13 protein-coding genes and 1 pseudogene are annotated in these 16,984 nt (G+C 38.5%); 11 read left to right on the top strand and 3 right to left on the bottom strand.

Translation table 11 applies throughout. The features are described from left to right. The 10 genes and pseudogenes from AAV96_RS02050 to AAV96_RS02005 form a co-directional block, all read left to right on the top strand. Window positions 1–438 (top strand): annotated as a pseudogene (locus AAV96_RS02050) (LexA family protein); the annotation flags it as partial. Window positions 439–945: 507 nt separating this feature from the next. After that, a complete protein-coding gene (locus AAV96_RS02045) occupies window positions 946–1,488 on the top strand; it encodes a YbhB/YbcL family Raf kinase inhibitor-like protein (protein WP_046738123.1) in 543 nt (180 codons plus the stop codon). A gap of 95 nt (window positions 1,489–1,583) precedes the next feature. Then, a complete protein-coding gene (locus tag AAV96_RS02040) occupies window positions 1,584–5,921 on the top strand; it encodes an AMP-binding protein (RefSeq protein ID WP_046738122.1) in 4,338 nt (1,445 codons plus the stop codon). Window positions 5,922–5,975: 54 nt separating this feature from the next. Next, window positions 5,976–6,968 (top strand): porin, encoded by a 993-nt coding sequence (locus tag AAV96_RS02035; protein ID WP_046738121.1) that lies wholly within the window; start codon window positions 5,976–5,978, stop codon window positions 6,966–6,968. 97 nt (window positions 6,969–7,065) lie between these two features. After that, window positions 7,066–7,872, top strand: coding sequence for an AraC family transcriptional regulator (locus tag AAV96_RS02030; RefSeq protein WP_046738120.1), 807 nt, complete (start codon window positions 7,066–7,068; stop codon window positions 7,870–7,872). Between the two features lie 93 nt (window positions 7,873–7,965). Next, the gene (gene elbB / locus AAV96_RS02025; RefSeq protein ID WP_046738119.1) at window positions 7,966–8,628 is read left to right on the top strand and encodes an isoprenoid biosynthesis glyoxalase ElbB; all 663 of its coding nucleotides are present in this window, start codon (window positions 7,966–7,968) and stop codon (window positions 8,626–8,628) included. A gap of 80 nt (window positions 8,629–8,708) precedes the next feature. Beyond that, the gene (locus tag AAV96_RS02020; RefSeq protein ID WP_155857117.1) at window positions 8,709–9,425 is read left to right on the top strand and encodes a 4'-phosphopantetheinyl transferase family protein; all 717 of its coding nucleotides are present in this window, start codon (window positions 8,709–8,711) and stop codon (window positions 9,423–9,425) included. A 153-nt stretch (window positions 9,426–9,578) separates the two neighbouring features. Then, a complete protein-coding gene (locus AAV96_RS02015; RefSeq protein ID WP_046738117.1) occupies window positions 9,579–10,337 on the top strand; it encodes a LamB/YcsF family protein in 759 nt (252 codons plus the stop codon). Window positions 10,338–10,368: 31 nt separating this feature from the next. Beyond that, window positions 10,369–11,952 carry a 5-oxoprolinase/urea amidolyase family protein gene (locus tag AAV96_RS02010; RefSeq protein WP_046738116.1) on the top strand — a complete coding sequence of 528 codons (1,584 nt, stop codon included), beginning with the start codon at window positions 10,369–10,371 and terminating at the stop codon, window positions 11,950–11,952. Next, a complete protein-coding gene (locus tag AAV96_RS02005; RefSeq protein ID WP_046738115.1) occupies window positions 11,945–13,672 on the top strand; it encodes an acetyl/propionyl/methylcrotonyl-CoA carboxylase subunit alpha in 1,728 nt (575 codons plus the stop codon). Before AAV96_RS02010 ends, AAV96_RS02005 begins: the two co-directional genes overlap by 8 nt. Before the next feature lie 73 nt (window positions 13,673–13,745). On the opposite strand, the gene AAV96_RS02000 is transcribed toward AAV96_RS02005, so the two are convergent. Both AAV96_RS02000 and crp read right to left on the bottom strand, forming a co-directional pair. Next, window positions 13,746–14,522 (bottom strand): M48 family metallopeptidase, encoded by a 777-nt coding sequence (locus AAV96_RS02000; protein WP_004662605.1) that lies wholly within the window; start codon window positions 14,520–14,522, stop codon window positions 13,746–13,748. Between the two features lie 214 nt (window positions 14,523–14,736). Then, window positions 14,737–15,444: a cAMP-activated global transcriptional regulator CRP gene (crp, locus tag AAV96_RS01995; RefSeq protein ID WP_004662603.1), complete on the bottom strand. Its 708-nt coding sequence runs from the start codon at window positions 15,442–15,444 to the stop codon at window positions 14,737–14,739. Between the two features lie 147 nt (window positions 15,445–15,591). Here crp and AAV96_RS01990 point away from each other — a divergent pair, with 147 nt between their 5' ends. Further along, the gene (locus AAV96_RS01990) at window positions 15,592–16,014 is read left to right on the top strand and encodes an OsmC family protein (RefSeq protein WP_046738114.1); all 423 of its coding nucleotides are present in this window, start codon (window positions 15,592–15,594) and stop codon (window positions 16,012–16,014) included. Window positions 16,015–16,083: 69 nt separating this feature from the next. On the opposite strand, the gene AAV96_RS01985 is transcribed toward AAV96_RS01990, so the two are convergent. Next, on the bottom strand, window positions 16,084–16,884 hold the full coding sequence (locus AAV96_RS01985) for a M23 family metallopeptidase (RefSeq protein WP_046738113.1): 801 nt from the start codon (window positions 16,882–16,884) through the stop codon (window positions 16,084–16,086). Window positions 16,885–16,984 lie beyond the last annotated feature (100 nt).

Genomic DNA, 16,984 nt, shown 5'->3' with positions numbered 1-16,984 from the left:
TGGTTACTGAATAATGTCAAAACTAATATACGTTCAGATTTGTCATCAACATTAAACGTTAAGAATGTACAAGCTAAGAATAATCGAGTGTATCGTATTCCATTGGCAACAGAACGTGTAGCAGCAGGTGCTGCATCACCCGCGCAAAGCCACGTTGATCAAGCTTTGGATTTAAATTAATATTTAATTCGTAACGAAAACTCTACCTTTATTGTTAAAGCAAACTCACTTTCAATGTTAGATGTCGGGATTGATATTGACGATCCTTTAGTTGTGGTTCGCAGTCTTGCAGCAAAGTCGGGAGATATTGTGATTGCTTTGATTGATAATGATTTTACGGTGAAACGGTTGATGATTGACCACCATTTCAATCCACCTAAAGTATGGTTAAAAGCACAGAACTCCGATTATCAAAATATTTATATTACTGAAAGGTAAGAATTATTGATTTGGGGCGTGGTACTTATAACTTGAAACCAATGAGATAAAACTAAAATGCTTTGCTAAAAGATTGTTCAGCTAAATGAGAACAATACGAGTAGTCTAATTTAACGAAAGTGCAGCACTTTTTACTTATTCTTTAAAGTGAAATTACAGTGAATCTCATGATATGTGAAAAGCGTATCACCATAAAACAAGTCGATTGAATTTTATTGCCTCATTTAAACAAAATAAAAACGCAAATAATTAGTTGAAAGGTAACGGAATAGACAAAATGTGGCTATACCAGTATCGCTAACCATATCCAATTTTGCTCTAGTGAGCATGAAATTTAATTAATTTATCTAGATGTAAATTGTTTAGCCTTTATTGACAGAAGTATTGGTAAATTGTCTGTATTTAGTCAAGATATGATTTGTTTAGGCGAAAACATGGCGCATTAGAGAGAATTCAAACGAACTAAAAACATTAAGATCACCCTGTTTTCCATAAACAGAGATACTAATGTACAAATCTATTTTAAAACTCATGCTGCCTTTGATCGGGTTAACTGCTGGATTCACACATGCTGACGAATTCAAATTAAAAAGTACAGATATTGCGCATGGCGCATTCATGAAAAATACGTTCGAATTCCAAGGTTTTGGCTGTTCAGGCGAAAATAAATCTCCACAGTTGTCATGGAGTGGTGCTCCAGCAGGGACGCAAGCGTATGCGATCATGGCTTATGATCCAGATGCGCCGACGGGTAGTGGTTGGTGGCACTGGCAAGTGGTGAATATCCCTGCTGAAGTGACTTCAATTCCATCTGGTAATGGCAAGCTCAATTATAAAGATGTGATTGATGTGACCAATGATTATGGTCAAAAAGGATTTGGGGGAGCGTGTCCACCTCAAGGTCATGGCGCACATCGCTATCAATTCACAGTGTATGCACTTTCAAAGAAACTGGAATTACCTGCTGATGCATCTGGGGCGTTAACAGGTTATATGGTCAAAGCCCATTCATTGGCATCAAGTACAATAGAAGCGCTATATAAACGATAAAACATCTCAATAGCTTCTTGAGCTATTGAACATGTAGCTCAGGAGGTTGTTGAATCTTATTCGCAATACATGTTTCTTAAACGAAGGAAAATAACATGTCTGCTCAAGAAAACCAAACACCGAAAATGCAGCGAAAAATCTTAGCCCTTCATGGAAATGGTAGTAATAAAATAATTACCAAACTACAACTTCAGAATTTAGAACTTAATGACCAAGATTATGATATCACTTATCTTAATGGCACCATCCAAGTTAAGTCTCCAGATATTCGCTTATCTGAATTGACTGGATTGGTTGAAGGACCTTGGTATTCATGGCTAGCGCCTAAATCTGATTGGGAAAATTTAGATCATCGAGCGTTATTGCAGAGTATTTGTTGTGCGATAGAAAGTGTTTTGTTGGCTATTGAAATACATGGACCTTTTGATGCAATTTATGGGTTTAGTCAAGGAGGATACATTGCTAGCTTGGTAAATAATTTACCGAATGATCCTGCATTACTTGATGCAGTTCAAAGCTACATGGGTAGGGAAACTCAGTTCAGTATAAATTCTAATATTCCTTTTAAAACGTCTATTTATGCCTGTGCAGGTGCTGCCATTCCACTATCGGAGATGAGAAAGCTTGCAGGTTTACCAGAATGTGCTGAGGAATATAATCAAAATCAAGCCATACATTTAATTGGACAACATGATGCTCTAAAACCGTGGTCCGAATCATTGGTACTACATGATAAAAATCCGAATACTCAAATTTTTTATTTGGATAGTGATCATGAAATTAGTAGTACGATCGCAAAACCGATTAAGGATGAAATAAAACATTGTATAGCAGGCATTTCATCAGCAAGCCAGAGAACGGAAAGCACTGAACAAGCTTCGTGTAAATTCAGTTCTAGAAGAATTGATACAGAAGTGCAAGTCGCTCATGTTTCGATTCATTCTGAAGGACAAGCAACCACAATTATAGAATTATTGGAAAGACGAGCCCAATCATCTGCTTTGTTTAGGCTTGCTAGAGAGCAAAATAACCAAATATGTACCACTTATGGGGATTTACTTTCATTTATTCGTTCAGGGGGAGAGGGTGATCTCAGACGAGTAGGAGTTAAAAGTGGGCAGATCGTTGCATATATGGCGCCTTCTGGCGGTAGTGCAGAAGGTGCTGTTGCTTTCCTGACTATCGCAGCTCAGGCATGTGCTGTTCCGCTTTCTACCACAATGACACAGGCTGAAGCCTTATCTGCATTAAAACAACTTCAAGTCGAGCATGTTATTTTATTTGAATGTGTGAATGCCAAAAATGTCATTGCAGCTTGTGAAGAATATTGTCAAAGTAACAATAAATCCTTACATCATGTCAGCCTACTTTCATCCCAGCATCCAGGTTTATTTAAATTTAAAAATTGCTTAGATGGGTATGAAAATCAGCCAGAATTAATCACTCAAGCACATGATGACTGCCTTTTACTCAGAACTTCTGGCACGACGTCTATGCCAAAGGTTGTGCCACTCAAGCAAAAAGATTTGGTTCTAAACAGCACGATTTTAGCGGATAGTATTGGAATTAATGAGTTTGATGTGACCTATAGTGTGATGCCGTTGGATCATATTGGTGGTATATCTGCTTCGATTTTGGCAAGTTTATCTGTTGGTGCAGCGATCACATGTGAAGGTTTATATAACCCACAACTTATGGCTGAAGCATTGGTACAATCTAATCCGAAACCAACATGGTATTCAGCTGTACCCACGATTCAGCTCGCAACTTTACGTTATCTTCATGAAAATCGAGAAAAGTATTTAGATCATGATGGTGTATGGTCTGAACACAACCTACGCTTGATTCGCTCGGGTGCATCTGCACTCAAAGAAGAAGACCGATTGGCACTCATCAAGACCTACGATTGCCCAGTTTTACCAACGTATAGTATGTCTGAACTGATGCCTATTTCGCAGCCTGCTCAGACAGAAATGAGCTGGGCGGTTAAGGCGAGTTCTGTTGGCGTGCCATTAATTGCATCATTGGCAATCGTTGATCCAGTCACTCTTAAACCTCAACCTTTTGGTGTTGCTGGTGAAATTGCGATTTCAGGTGATACGGTTTTTTCTGGTTATAAAGAAAATCCTCAAGCAAATAATAAATCTCGATTCTTAATGCCATTGCCTCAATCGGGTGAAATCCGCACTTGGTTTTTAACGGGTGACTTGGGACAGATGGATGCTTTTGGTCATTTAAGCTTAGAAGGTCGACTGAAAGAGTTAATCAAAAGGGGCGGTGAGCAGATTGCACCTGCTGAAATAGAAGACAATTTAACCAGTCATTCGAGTATTGATATCGCGATATGTTTCCCTGTGCCATCTGAAACTTATGGTGAAGAGGTCGGGTGTGCAATCGTTTCATCTGATCCAGCATTTAGTTTGGAAAATCAAAGTAAGTGGGTAAATGAATTACGCTCCTTCTTACTCAAACGCGGAGTCTCAGCACATAAGATCCCTTCGATTTGGCGAGTCGTTGATAAAAATGATTTACCAATGACGAATAGTAAAAAATATAAGCGAAATATCATGGCTGAATCGCTAGGTATAACGGCTCAGCCTTCCGCTAATCAACAAAATATAGCGACAACTTCAAAACGCAAAGAGAAAAAAGTCGCCACTAAAAATACCAGTGAACTCGCTTTAAATATGAACCGCTTTGACAAGCCAAAAGTAGATTGGGAGACGATTGCTGGCTTCAGATTTATTTTGGCATGTTATGTCATGTTCATGCATATTGGTGCGAATAACTCATGGGAAGCATTTAATAATTTACGTCAGTTCCAATGGCACGTGAACAGCTTCTTTATATTAGCTGGTTTTTCTCTTGCTATTCTCATGCCTGCAATTATTCAGAATAAATTCGCTTTTATAAAAGCAAGAGTGGCGGTGATGTATCCATTGTATGCATTAGCGATTATTTTTGCGATGGGGAATTTATTTGTAAGCTGTCATTCATCAACGTTTATACCTAGTTTTAGTTGGGGGCCCTTAGTCCACGAAAGTACTGCGTCATATTGTCAGGGAACGCCATGGATTGAAGGGTCTTGGCTAGGCAATGTCATTTTATCATTTGGAATTCATGCAACAGGTTTACAAGCAACGCCATTATGGGGAGCGAGCTGGTTTATTGGTTTTTACCTGTGGTTTATTTCGATGTATTTCCAGTGTCTCGTTATATTTCCGATGATTTACAATGCTTTGTATAAGCAACGTGGTAATGCTAAGAAAATCATCATGTATATAGGGATTGGATTAACGACGAATGTTGTGATCCTAATGGGATTCTGGTACGGGTTTGTTGTCGATTTTGTTGGATATGGTTTATTTGACCCTGAGACGGGATTACGTTCAATACCTACAGCGGCTCAGGTTGCAGTGGCGGGTCAAGAAAATGCGATGGGCTTAGGCTTCTATCTGTTTGCACCTTTCTGGATGGTATATTTCTTGGTTGGTATGTGTGCCGCATTTCTATACGATGCCATTCGACCGACTGAGCAAAAACGTTCGCATATTTGGGGCTATGTTGCTGATGTGATTACACTCATTATCATCTGTGTCAGTATTGCACATATTACTCAAGGCTATACCCACTTTGGTCCTGAAGTAACCCAAGTTCCTGTAGACGCTTATTTCATGAGACCTGAAGCCGCAAATAGTTATGCTGATCCTTCAATAACCAATCGTATTTGGGATGAAATCTATAGTCGTTCATTTGCTCCACTGACTTTACTTTGGATTTTTGCACTCAGTACAGGTAAGGGCTTTACTGCCAGACTGTTAAGAATGAGCCCATTCCAATTCCTTGCACCAACCGCTTATGCATGTTTCCTATTTCATCAAATGGTTGGGCAATGGTACTACGCGGCCACACGTGGTGGTGAATGGTGGAACTGGTGGGATTATCGCAAAAGTTTCTACTGGTTTAGTCCTGAACCAGTTCCAGTCGAATGGTATGAATATTTCTATGTAGTTGGCTTAGTTGTTATTTTTGCAAAGTTAATTCAGCCAGTGGATACCTTGCTCCGAAATTTGGTCGCAATGATTATTCAACGAATCAAATCGGTGGGCAGCGGTACAGACGATAGCAGACCTGTTTTAGATACTGCAGGAGTAGTGTTAGAAGCTGCTGAAAAAATCTCTGGGCTTGAGGTGAATAGAGAACTTAGCCTGAATGATAATGGACTCGCATCACTGGGTATTGTTCGATTTGTAAATGCCCTTGAGTCTGAATTTTCATTACCTGGAAAAAAAGTATCATTTTCTATGGCAGAAATTATGGCTGCGCAAGACCTCAATGAAGTGATTGCTATTGTTGAAAAGGCAATTTTACAGCCTGAGACCTTAGAAACAAACATGATATTAGATGACCACTATCAGCATCGAGGCATATAAAAAATTAGGCGAGAAAAGTGATTTTCTCGCCTAAGCTTTATGCAAAGGAAATATATGAAAACTTTAACGCTAGTTTTACTTTTAGTATTGCCTGTTTCTGCATTTGCAAGCCCATCGTGTGAACCAGATTATAAGCTTAATTTACGTTTGGCTTATGCACTTGGTTATTTTGATGTAGATAATTTATCGGGTGAAGATGCATATAGAAAGACGTCGAATAATGCATCGAGAGTAGGTGGTTCAGTCTTATTAAAATGTGGCACAACAACATTCAAGTATAGCTACCATACAGCAATTGATTTTATGGGTGAGCATTTTATTGATGCCGATAAAATTATCAGTAGTTATTCGATTAGTGACCCAGAGTATGGCTCGCTTGAAGTAGGCAAGATGAATACTGCTTATAAACTAGCAGGTAAACAAGGAGACCCATTTTGGGATACGCCTGCTGGAACAACGTTTGCCGCAAATAGCTTTGGTTTTTCGAGTATGACTCGGGGTTTTACCAATGATAGTATTTTCTATTATTCCCCTAAAATGAATAACCTAAAGGCGAATCTTGGTTATACTGGTACAAATTCTAATGGTGATATACACTTTGGTCTAGAATATAGTCATGAAGCAGATGTGTTGGGAATCCAATATGTTGATCTAGGTGAAAAGCCAACGGTTGCGAATGGGAGCAATAATAAAAATGCAACCAGATTGTATTATCGTAAAAAGGTTGATGATTGGCAGTGGTCTTCTTCTTATGAACACATTAATACGATGCGTTCTGGTAAAGATGAATATTTGAATCTCTCTGTTCAAAAGCCGATTGCCAATTTTGGTCGGGTTGCTGCTGCAATTGGGCATGTGTCGAATGCAGATTTTAAATTGATCAATGGTTCACGTTATTCTGGAGATGGTCAAAGTTTAACATTAGGTGCTTTCTATAATTGGATTAAAGGTGGGGAGCTGTATGTATTGGGAACTTACATCGATCTAGATAATGGTCATCATCAAAAGAATTTGGCTTTAGGTTTTAATTATCATATCGATTTTTAAAAACTTTAAATTTATTTATGGGACATTAATTTAATATTAGGGGTAGAGTTTTTGGATATAAGTGGGAAGAGTTCGCTTATACCCAGAACGCTTAATTATGGATAATATTATTGTAGTTGCTAAAAAAGCAATTAAAAACCAATCACAATTACCTTTTTCAGTTTATTCATCTCATAAAGAACAGATGATTACCAATGTCCCGATTATAAAGCCATTACTCATTTTTATATTAAGTGGTACCAAACAATTGGGTAAGTCTGGTTCGGTCGAATGTCTGTCAGGGAGCTTTGTATTTTTATCAAATAGCCCTCGAATAGATATGCGTAATATCCCAATTCAAGAAGAATATTTCGCGGTATTGATTGATTTTGAACACGAAGATTTTTCTGAACTCCCTAAAACTCCTGCGCCGTATCAGAAATATTTTCAGGGTGAAATCAACCCTATTCTCGCTAGCGCACTGTGCCAATTTATGGAATTCTCATCCATTGCACCCTCTCAAGTAATGAGGCTGAGAAAAAAAGAAATACTAGAGATTATTTATCACTCTGGTTACACAGATGTTTGCAATATTGTTGAGCCTCCAAGCTTAAGTGAGAAAGTTCAATCAATGATCTCGAATGATGTTTCTTGTGAGTGGCCTGTGGATTTAATTGCTTCTAATTTATTTATGAGTGCTTCGACATTAAGGCGTAAGCTTAAAAGTGAAGGAAATAATATTCAAGATATTCGTAATCGAGCACGCTTAGGTTATGGTCTGCATTTATTACAAACCACACAATTCCATATTGGTAATATCGCAGAACAATGTGGTTATCAATCTCAATCTCGATTTACTGAACAGTTTAAACTACTCTTTGGTATGACCCCACGAGAAATCCGTAAAACCAAAATGCTCGATTAAAGATAATTTATGACGTATTCAGATATATTAAGATTGAATCGATAAATTTATTATTTGTTTGTTACACATCATTAAGAAAATTAAGGAATGAATATGAAAAAAGTAGCGGTTATTCTCTCAGGTTGTGGTTATTTAGATGGTGCAGAAATTCGAGAATCTGTTTTAACGCTATTGGCATTGGATATTGAAGGTATTGAATACACTATTTTTGCACCTGATATTCAGCAATTTCACGTAGTGAATCATCTAACAGGTGAACCAGACCCATCTGCAAGCAGAAATGTAATCGAAGAAGCTGGTCGAATTGCACGTGGTAAAATTAGTCCGATCACTGAATTGGATCCAGAACAGTTTGATGGACTGCTGATTCCTGGTGGTTTTGGCGTTGCAAAGAATCTATCGAGCTTTGCTTTTAACGGTTCAGCGGGTGAAGTAGAGCAATCAGTAATTGCTGTGCTGCAAGATTTTAAAGCCAGCAATAAACCAATCGGTGCGATTTGTATTTCTCCTGCATTATTGGCACTGACGTTTGGTAATCTCAAGCCAACATTGACCATTGGTCATGATGCGGGAACGGCAGCAGAAATTGAAAAAACGGGTGCTGTGCATCAGGTTTGTGAAACCAATGATTGTGTTGTAGATACGACACATCGCTTGGTTACAACACCAGCTTATATGGATGATCACGCTAGCTTAAAGGATATCTTCCAAGGGATTTCTAAGTTGGTGAAAGCGATGGTTGAACTGAGCAAATAAAATGTAATTGATCAGGGGGAATCTCTGCCCTGATCCATTCCGATCAATCATTTGAGATTGACATCGTGCTGAATCATTTTGTGAATTCTTATATTCGTTGTGCGCTTCCAAATCAGTTTATAAAAACCCATAAGTTGCTTTACGCACCATGTTCTAACTTGTATTTGGCATATTGTGAATTTAATCAGCAACACTTTGATCTGAAGCTTTTTGATGAACTTTCGATTCTGCTTCCAACTCAGTTACAAGCCTATTCTACTGTTCGGCAAAGTGAGTTTTTAGCAGGGCGCTATGTGGCGAAATTGGCATTGGCTGCAATGCCTGAAAAACTGTGCTTGGAGCAAGTGACGATTGGTAGGCGCAAAGAACCGATATTTCCCAATGACTTGACTGGCACATTGACGCATAGCCAAACGATTGCGGTGTGTGCAGTTACATCATCAAAAACACTTCGCTTGGTCGGAATTGATATCGAGCCGATCATGACAAAGACAGATTTATTAGGAATAGAGGGTAAAGTTTATTCTGCAAGAGAACTTCAGCTATTGACTGCAAATGGAATAAGTCAAGAAATAGCGGCTACATTGATCTTTTCTGCAAAGGAAAGTGTATTTAAGGCTCTTTCTAAGCAAATTCATCACGGTATCGATTTTCATCGTTTTGAACTATCTGAAATTATTTATTTAGGGCATTCACTTTCAATGAAATTTGATGTCAGAGAGGTTAATTTTGAAGCTCAGATTATGGTTTCAGCAAAAACTCACAAAAAGCATATTCTAACGCTTGTTGCTCAATAATTATTTTTAAAGCTTATTATTATATTCTTCACTATATAACAATCAGTTGGATCGTAGATCATCGTTCATGGGTGTTGATAAATATGTGATTTTGTAATCACTTCGAATATATTACTCAATTATCGGATCATAAAATCAGCATTAGGTTTATATATGCATATTGATTTAAACAGCGACTTAGGCGAAAGCTATGGTGCTTGGAAAATGGGGAATGATGAACAGATTCTTGCGATTGTGAGTAGTGCCAATATTGCATGCGGTTTTCATGCAGGCGATCCTGTCAATATGTTAAATACCTTAAAACAAGCTGCTGCTCAAAATGTCAGTGTGGGAGCGCATGTTTCGTATCCAGATCGGGTTGGTTTTGGTCGCCGTAATATGGATGTATCTTATGATGAATTATATGCAGATGTGCTTTATCAAATCTCAGCGCTGCAAGGGTTAGCTCAAGTCGCTGGAACAAAAGTGACTTACGTCAAACCACATGGTGCCTTATATAACACAATTGCCACCAATTTAACTCAAGCTCAAGCAGTGATTGATGCAATACAGCATTTAGATAAAAAATTAGTGTTAGTTGCATTGGCGGGTTCACCATTAATTAATTTTGCTCGTGAGCAGGGAGTTGGTGTTATTTCTGAAGCGTTTGCTGATCGTGCTTATCATCGTAATGGTGAACTAGTTTCACGCCGTTTAGAAGGTGCTGTTTTACATGATGCAGAAGTCGTAGCTCAACGTGTACTGAGCATGATTCAGAACGGTGGTATTGAGTCGATTGAAGGGGATTTCACAGCGATTCAGGCAGATACCATTTGTTTGCATGGTGATACCTTTGGGGCGGTACAAATGGCAGAAAAGATTCGCCAAGTATTGTTAGAAAATCAAATTGAAGTTCGTGCTTTTAGTGCTTAAGTGAATTTTAAATGTTTTAAACGAGCTATTTATGCGATTTCTATCCGTTAATTTAGATTGTTTTTTGATTGAGTTTGAAAGTTTAGAAGAAACAATGGCGGTTCATTACTGCTTAAAACAAGCACAGCATCCTCATATAAAAGAACTTATTCCTGCGGCACGTAGCATACTGATTTATTTTGATCCGTTATTGGTCGAGATGCATATACTGATCCAATGGATTTCAAGCCAAAAAATTAATCCGAATACTTTGCTTCAAGGGAAGGAAATCGTTATCGGTGTGCGCTATAACGGGATTGATTTAAATAATGTGGCTGAATATTTAGGAATGAGTACAGACCAAGTCATTCGGAAACATACCAACTCTTATTGGCAAGTTGCATTTGTTGGTTTTGCTCCCGGTTTTGCTTATCTGACCAATCCTGAGCAAGTATTTGGGAGTATTCCACGCTTAGCAACACCACGTAAAAAAGTTAGCGCAGGTGCTGTAGGGCTAGCAGGCGAATATAGCGGTATTTATCCTCAAGATAGTCCGGGCGGATGGCAGTTGATTGGACAGACTGATGAGATATTGTGGGATATTCATCGACAACAGCCTGCTTTATTAATGCCGAGCGATCATGTTATCTTCAAGGATGATAGTCATAATCCAACCCAAATTAGTGTGCCTGCTCAGACATTTTCTCAAGAAAAGTTGATTGAAAAACCTGCCGTGTTACGCGTTAAAAATAGTGGCTTACAAGTATTGATTCAAGATGAAGGACGTAAAAATTTAGCTGAGCTAGGCGTGGGGCGGGCAGGTGCTATGGATCAAAAGGCATTTCGTCAGGCAAACTTAATTGTTGGTAATCCAAAGAATGCAGCCGTCATAGAAGTTTTAAATGGTGGAGTGCGATTACAAGTTTTGGAACCGACGGTTATGGCTGTGACAGGTGCTGAAACGGAAGTCTGGGTGAGTTATATAGGTTCGAATAAAGTCAAAGTGATGATGTACCAGCCAATCGCTTTAGATTATGGCGATGAAATTTATATTGCTGTACCTACCGCAGGCATTCGTAATTATATTGCGCTACGTGGCGGTATCGCCGTTAAGCAAGTACTAAAAAGTGCCAGTTATGACTCTTTGGCTGAATTGGGTACAAAACCAATTCAAGTGGGTGATGAGATTTATTCTGCCCAATTAAAAACGCAGCCTGTCAGCTTAAATATAATACCGATTAAATTACCTAAACGAGATGAGATTATTGAGATAGATCTTGTGTTAGGGCCACGTACAGATTGGTTTGCCGAAGAAAGCCTTGATTTATTGTTTAAACAAACTTGGTTAGTGAGCACAGAGAGTAATCGAATTGGATTGAAATTAGTGGGTGATCAGCCTTTAACGCGACAATTCGAGCAAGAATTACCGAGCGAAGGTTGTTGTACAGGTGCTTTGCAAATTCCTCCAAATGGTCAGCCTGTATTATTTATGAATGATCATCCTATTACAGGTGGTTATCCTGTGATCGCAGCAGTTGCCTTATATCATTTGGACTTAATTGCACAGATTCCTGCTGGTTGCCATATTCAATTTCGTAAAATTTCTGATTTCATGGATGTAAAAAAAGATGCATAAGAAACATAAGCTACTGATTGCGAATCGTGGAGAAATTGCTGTACGCATTATTCACGCTTGTAAGGATATGGATATTACATCAGTGGCTATTTATGCAGATGATGATATTGCCAGTTTGCATGTTCAACTTGCAGACGAAGCTTGGGCATTATCAGGACAAACAGCACAGCAAACTTATTTAGATATCAATAAAATTATTGATATTGCATATAAAGCCCAAGTGACCATGATTCATCCTGGTTATGGTTTTTTATCAGAACGTGCCGAATTTGCCCAAGCTGTGATGGATGCGGGGCTGATTTTGGTTGGACCATCTCCTGAAACTATCCATAAACTTGGTGACAAAATACAAGCGCGTAAGATTGCACAGTCGGTAAATGCACCTTTGGTTCATGGTACTGAACAACCACTTCAATCAGCTCAAGAAGCCTTGGATTTTGCGAAACAGTATGGTCTGCCGATTGCGATAAAAGCTGCTTATGGCGGTGGTGGACGTGGTTTAAAAGTTGCTTGGCAATTGAATGAAGTCGCCGATTTATATGAATCGGCTGTGCGAGAAGCATTCGCTGCTTTTGGTCGAGGAGAATGTTTTGTTGAACAATATCTAGATAAGCCGCGGCATTTGGAAGCACAAATTATTGCTGATCAACAGGGACATATTGTCGTCGTAGGAACGAGAGACTGTTCTTTACAACGCCGTAATCAAAAGCTAGTCGAGGAAGCCCCTGCGCCATTTATCAATGAGCATATTGAAGCTCAGTTAGTGCAATCTGCTATTGCAATTTGCCGCGCTGCTGATTATATCGGAGCAGGTACAGTCGAATATTTACTTAGCCAAAAGGGTCAACTTTCATTCTTAGAGGTTAATACACGTCTACAAGTCGAGCACACAGTTACTGAACAAACTACGGGTCTAGACTTGGTTGTCGAACAAATTCGAATTGCTTTAGGTCAACCACTTTCGATTCAAGAAATGCCAAAACCAATAGGACATGCAATTGAGTTCCGAATTAATGCGGAAGATCCAGCACGTGGTTTCATCCCAGCATTTGGACAGCTTACTCGTTTTCACCCACCATCAGGAATTGGTATTCGTCTTGATACGGGAGTGATGACTGGAAGTGTTGTTTCAAGTCATTTTGATTCTTTAATTGCGAAATTAATTGTGACTGGTGCAACTCGCAAGATTGCAATTCAACGGGCTAAAAGGGCGCTTGCCCATTTTGAAATAGAGGGCATTGCTTCAGTATTGCCATTTCATCGTGCGATCTTGTCAGATGCTGACTTTATTGATGAATTTAAAGTACATACACGTTGGATTGAACAAGATAGTCGCCATGATTATCCTCACTATTCACGTAGTAAACTGAGCAATCAAGCTGAATTACAACGTTATCCAATTGAAATAGATGGAAAGTTGCATCAGATTGGCTTACCAAATGGATTTTTTAGTTTAGTTGGGACACAACCACCAAATCAGAAACCAAATGATTCTGATCATAACCCAAGTAATAATAATGTCTTAGCACCGATTAGTGGTGTAATCACCGTATGGAAAGTTCAAGAAAATGATCATGTACACCAAGGTGAGGCAATTGCAATTATGGAAGCAATGAAAATGGAGGTCCCTGTGATTGCTCCGCAAACGGGGAAAATTCAAAAGCTGATAGGGATTAATCAGACTGTTGAAACGGATTCAAAAATTGCTGAGATAAATTAGAGTTTTTGTATATAAGACAGCTAAAGGATATGCCATTAAATCTCTAAAATGAGATCTAATGGCTTTGGCTAAATTAACGACGTTTATTATAAACTGCCAGAGCAGCAGGTAAATTTTTACGCATATCACCAATACGTTGACTATTTGATGGGTGAGTTGATAAGAATGATGCACCACCAGCACCATCTAGACGATCCATTTTTTCCCAAAGACTAATTGCTGCATTTGGATTATATCCCGCTTTGGCCATCAGCATTAATCCACCAAAATCAGCGCGACTTTCTAAATTACGAGAATATGGTAAACCAATACCAATTTGACTACCTAAAGCAATTGCCGCATTACCTGCTTCACCAATATTCGCACCCGCATAAGTCGTACCAATACCAATCGCTAAGTTTGTAAGTGCTTGTGCACCAATTTTACTTTTGGCATGCTCTTCTAAGGCATGGGTCATTTCGTGTCCCATAATTGCTGCGATTTCATCATTGGTCAAATTCAGCTTATTCACAATACCCGTATAGAAAACGACTTTCCCACCTGGCGCTACATAGGCATTTACAGTATCTGATTTTAGTACTGCTAACTGCCAATCAAAACGTTGACCGGTTTGGTTCATTTGGTCAGCATACGGTTTTAAGCGCAAAAATACTGAATTAATACGTTGATAAGTACTAGAGCTCATATCCAATTGATTCTTGGCACGAGCTTCCTGTGTCATCTTTGCAAAGCTTTGAGCAGACTGAGCATTTAATGTGGCACTGTCAGCACCTGCCATATCTGCAAATGATGCACAACCTGAAATCGTTATTACAGTCATTGCACAAAGGCTTAAAGCCAATTTTTTCATACTTATTTGCTCCAAATCAGTATCTTATAAATATACCCATGATTAACAAGAATTATAAAAAAAGTTCGAAAGGCTTTATATTCTGATTATCTCTATAATCATAGTAATTATGTAAGCAGAATTGATGAAAAGCTAAATAGTTTAGCTTTATCTGGATAAAATTAAAGCCAGTGGTTTGCACTGGCTTTGAAATTAGCTTAAAGCTAGAGGGGGATTAATCCTCATCATCAAATTCATCTTCAGAAAATGCGTTATCATCTAAAGAAGTATCGAAAATTAAAATTGCTTTACCATCAGTTTGAATCATGCCTTGATCTTCAAGTGTTTTTAAAACACGACCAACCATTTCACGTGAACAACCCACAATACGACCAATTTCTTGACGTGTAATACGAATCTGACGACCATTTGGTAGAATCATTGCCTCAGGCTGCGCAGATAAGTCAATTAAACAACGAGCAATACGACCAGATACATCGATAAATGCTAAGTCAGTGACTTTACGTGTTGTATTCTTCAGACGGCGAACAAGCTGAGCAAATACAGCATAGCTCAGGTCAGGGTATTGCTTGCTTAGTTCGTGGAAATTTTCATATGAGATTTCTGCAATTTCGCAAACATCTCGAGTACGTACTTCTGCGGTACGTTGAGGGTTATTTTCAAACAGCCCCATTTCACCAAAGAAATCACCAGGATTGAGATATGCAACAACAATCTCACGCTCATCATCTTCACGTAATATGATTGACACTGAACCTTTTAATATTAAATACAGTGATTTTGATTCCGTTCCAGCGTCAACAATCGTGGTGCGTTTAGGGTATCTATTAATATGAGCACGTTTTAGCAATGCTTTAACTGATTCAGGTAATTGACCTGGAGACAAAGCATCAGTGCTAAGATGTGAAAAATTTGAAGTCATGCTTAAAATTTCCGAATTTGGATAAAACCGATCGCACAGGCCCCATGGAGCCTTTTCTACACAGAAGAGATGAAATTCCTTATCAACTCATTTTATGTTAGTGTACAAGAACTAGAGTAAATTTATAACGTTTTTCGGGTAGTTGCAATGCAAACAAGTGTACATTGGTTAGAGAATGTTGCTTTTGAAGCGAAATCAGAAAGTGGTCACAGTGTAGTGATGGATGGTTCTGCTGAGTATGGTGGTGAAAACCGTGGACCACGTCCTATGGAGTTGATTTTAATGGGACTTGGTGGGTGTGCTTCGTTTGATATTGTGACTATTTTAAAGAAATCACGCCAAGATGTGACCGATGTTGTATGCCAGTTAAAAGCGGAGAGAGCTGATTCTATTCCTGCGGTGTTTACAAAAATTCACTTACATTTCGTGGTAACCGGTAAAGCTGTTAAAGCTAAGCAAGTTGAAAAAGCAGTTGAGCTTTCAGCAGAAAAATATTGTTCTGCGAGCAAAATGTTGTCTGATGGTGGTGTGGAAATCACACACGGCTTTGAAATTGTAGAAGCTGATTAATACTTAATTATTAAGTTTAACTAAAAAGTGATCTATTTGTTTAGATCACTTTTTTTATCGACATAGTTTTTATTTCAGTAATAATTGTGGGTCTACCCGTGCATCATTTAAACTCATTCCCCAGTGAAGGTGTGGACCAGTCACTCGACCTGTATTTCCAACTAAACCTAAAAGTTCACCTTGAGTAATGTGTTGCCCCTTTGAAACCTCAATTTTACTGAGATGGCAGAACATACTGATTAAACCTTGACCGTGATCAATCAAAACAGTCTTACCATTGAAAAAATAATCACCAATTTGAACGACAATTCCATCTGCTGGCGCTACAATTTTTTGGCCAATTGGTGCTGGAATGTCTAGACCTGAATGTGGGGCGCGTTCTTCATTATTAAAAAAACGTTTGCGTCCAAATGAGTTACTAAACTTGCCTACTGTTGGTGGAATAAAAGTTGGAAATTTAGTCCAATGGCTTTGACTGAAGGAATTATAAATCTCATTTTGTTCTTTTGCTTCCGAAGCATATCGATCAAGTTGATTTTGATTCGGATTAACATAGTCTTGGTTCTTTACATTGAGGTGCTGTTCAGCATATTGATATGGCAGTATTTCAATCTGTATGGGCATAGCATTAGTTGTTAGGCTTAACGTTCCTAATGGTGTAGAAAGAGGAATTCCAAAAATAGCGTATCGTTGAGTTCCTTCTTGTGCAATTAGAATCGGTTTTTTCTCATAGAAAACTTGGGTAGTCGTTGATGAAAGTGGAATGACGGCTATACCACCTGCATGCCTTGCATCTTGTGGAAGTTGAGCAAAACAATAAATAGGAAAGGTAGCAAAAATTAAAGTAGAAATGATTTGTTTTATAAACATAACGCGCTAAGTTCTTATGGAAGGCATTATAAAAGTATATCAATAAGCATAGATTTATAGTTATTTAAATTTCGTTATAAAAATTAAATAATAATAGTTT

Source organism: Acinetobacter sp. AG1 (assembly GCF_001005525.1).
Classification (GTDB): Bacteria; Pseudomonadota; Gammaproteobacteria; order Pseudomonadales; family Moraxellaceae; genus Acinetobacter; species Acinetobacter modestus.
This window is presented reverse-complemented; position numbering and strand designations above follow the sequence as displayed.

Bases quoted from the DNA above. Each gene is read 5' to 3' on its own strand.
- AAV96_RS02015 (WP_046738117.1), top strand. From the start codon at position 9,579: ATGCATATTGATTTAAACAGCGACTTAGGCGAAAGCTATGGTGCTTGG.
- elbB (WP_046738119.1), top strand. From the start codon at position 7,966: ATGAAAAAAGTAGCGGTTATTCTCTCAGGTTGTGGTTATTTAGATGGT.
- AAV96_RS02045 (WP_046738123.1), top strand. From the start codon at position 946: ATGTACAAATCTATTTTAAAACTCATGCTGCCTTTGATCGGGTTAACT.
- AAV96_RS01985 (WP_046738113.1), bottom strand. From the start codon at position 16,884: ATGTTTATAAAACAAATCATTTCTACTTTAATTTTTGCTACCTTTCCT.
- AAV96_RS02000 (WP_004662605.1), bottom strand. From the start codon at position 14,522: ATGAAAAAATTGGCTTTAAGCCTTTGTGCAATGACTGTAATAACGATT.
- AAV96_RS02030 (WP_046738120.1), top strand. From the start codon at position 7,066: ATGGATAATATTATTGTAGTTGCTAAAAAAGCAATTAAAAACCAATCA.
- crp (WP_004662603.1), bottom strand. From the start codon at position 15,444: ATGACTTCAAATTTTTCACATCTTAGCACTGATGCTTTGTCTCCAGGT.
- AAV96_RS02010 (WP_046738116.1), top strand. From the start codon at position 10,369: ATGCGATTTCTATCCGTTAATTTAGATTGTTTTTTGATTGAGTTTGAA.
- AAV96_RS02005 (WP_046738115.1), top strand. From the start codon at position 11,945: ATGCATAAGAAACATAAGCTACTGATTGCGAATCGTGGAGAAATTGCT.
- AAV96_RS02040 (WP_046738122.1), top strand. From the start codon at position 1,584: ATGTCTGCTCAAGAAAACCAAACACCGAAAATGCAGCGAAAAATCTTA.
- AAV96_RS02035 (WP_046738121.1), top strand. From the start codon at position 5,976: ATGAAAACTTTAACGCTAGTTTTACTTTTAGTATTGCCTGTTTCTGCA.
- AAV96_RS01990 (WP_046738114.1), top strand. From the start codon at position 15,592: ATGCAAACAAGTGTACATTGGTTAGAGAATGTTGCTTTTGAAGCGAAA.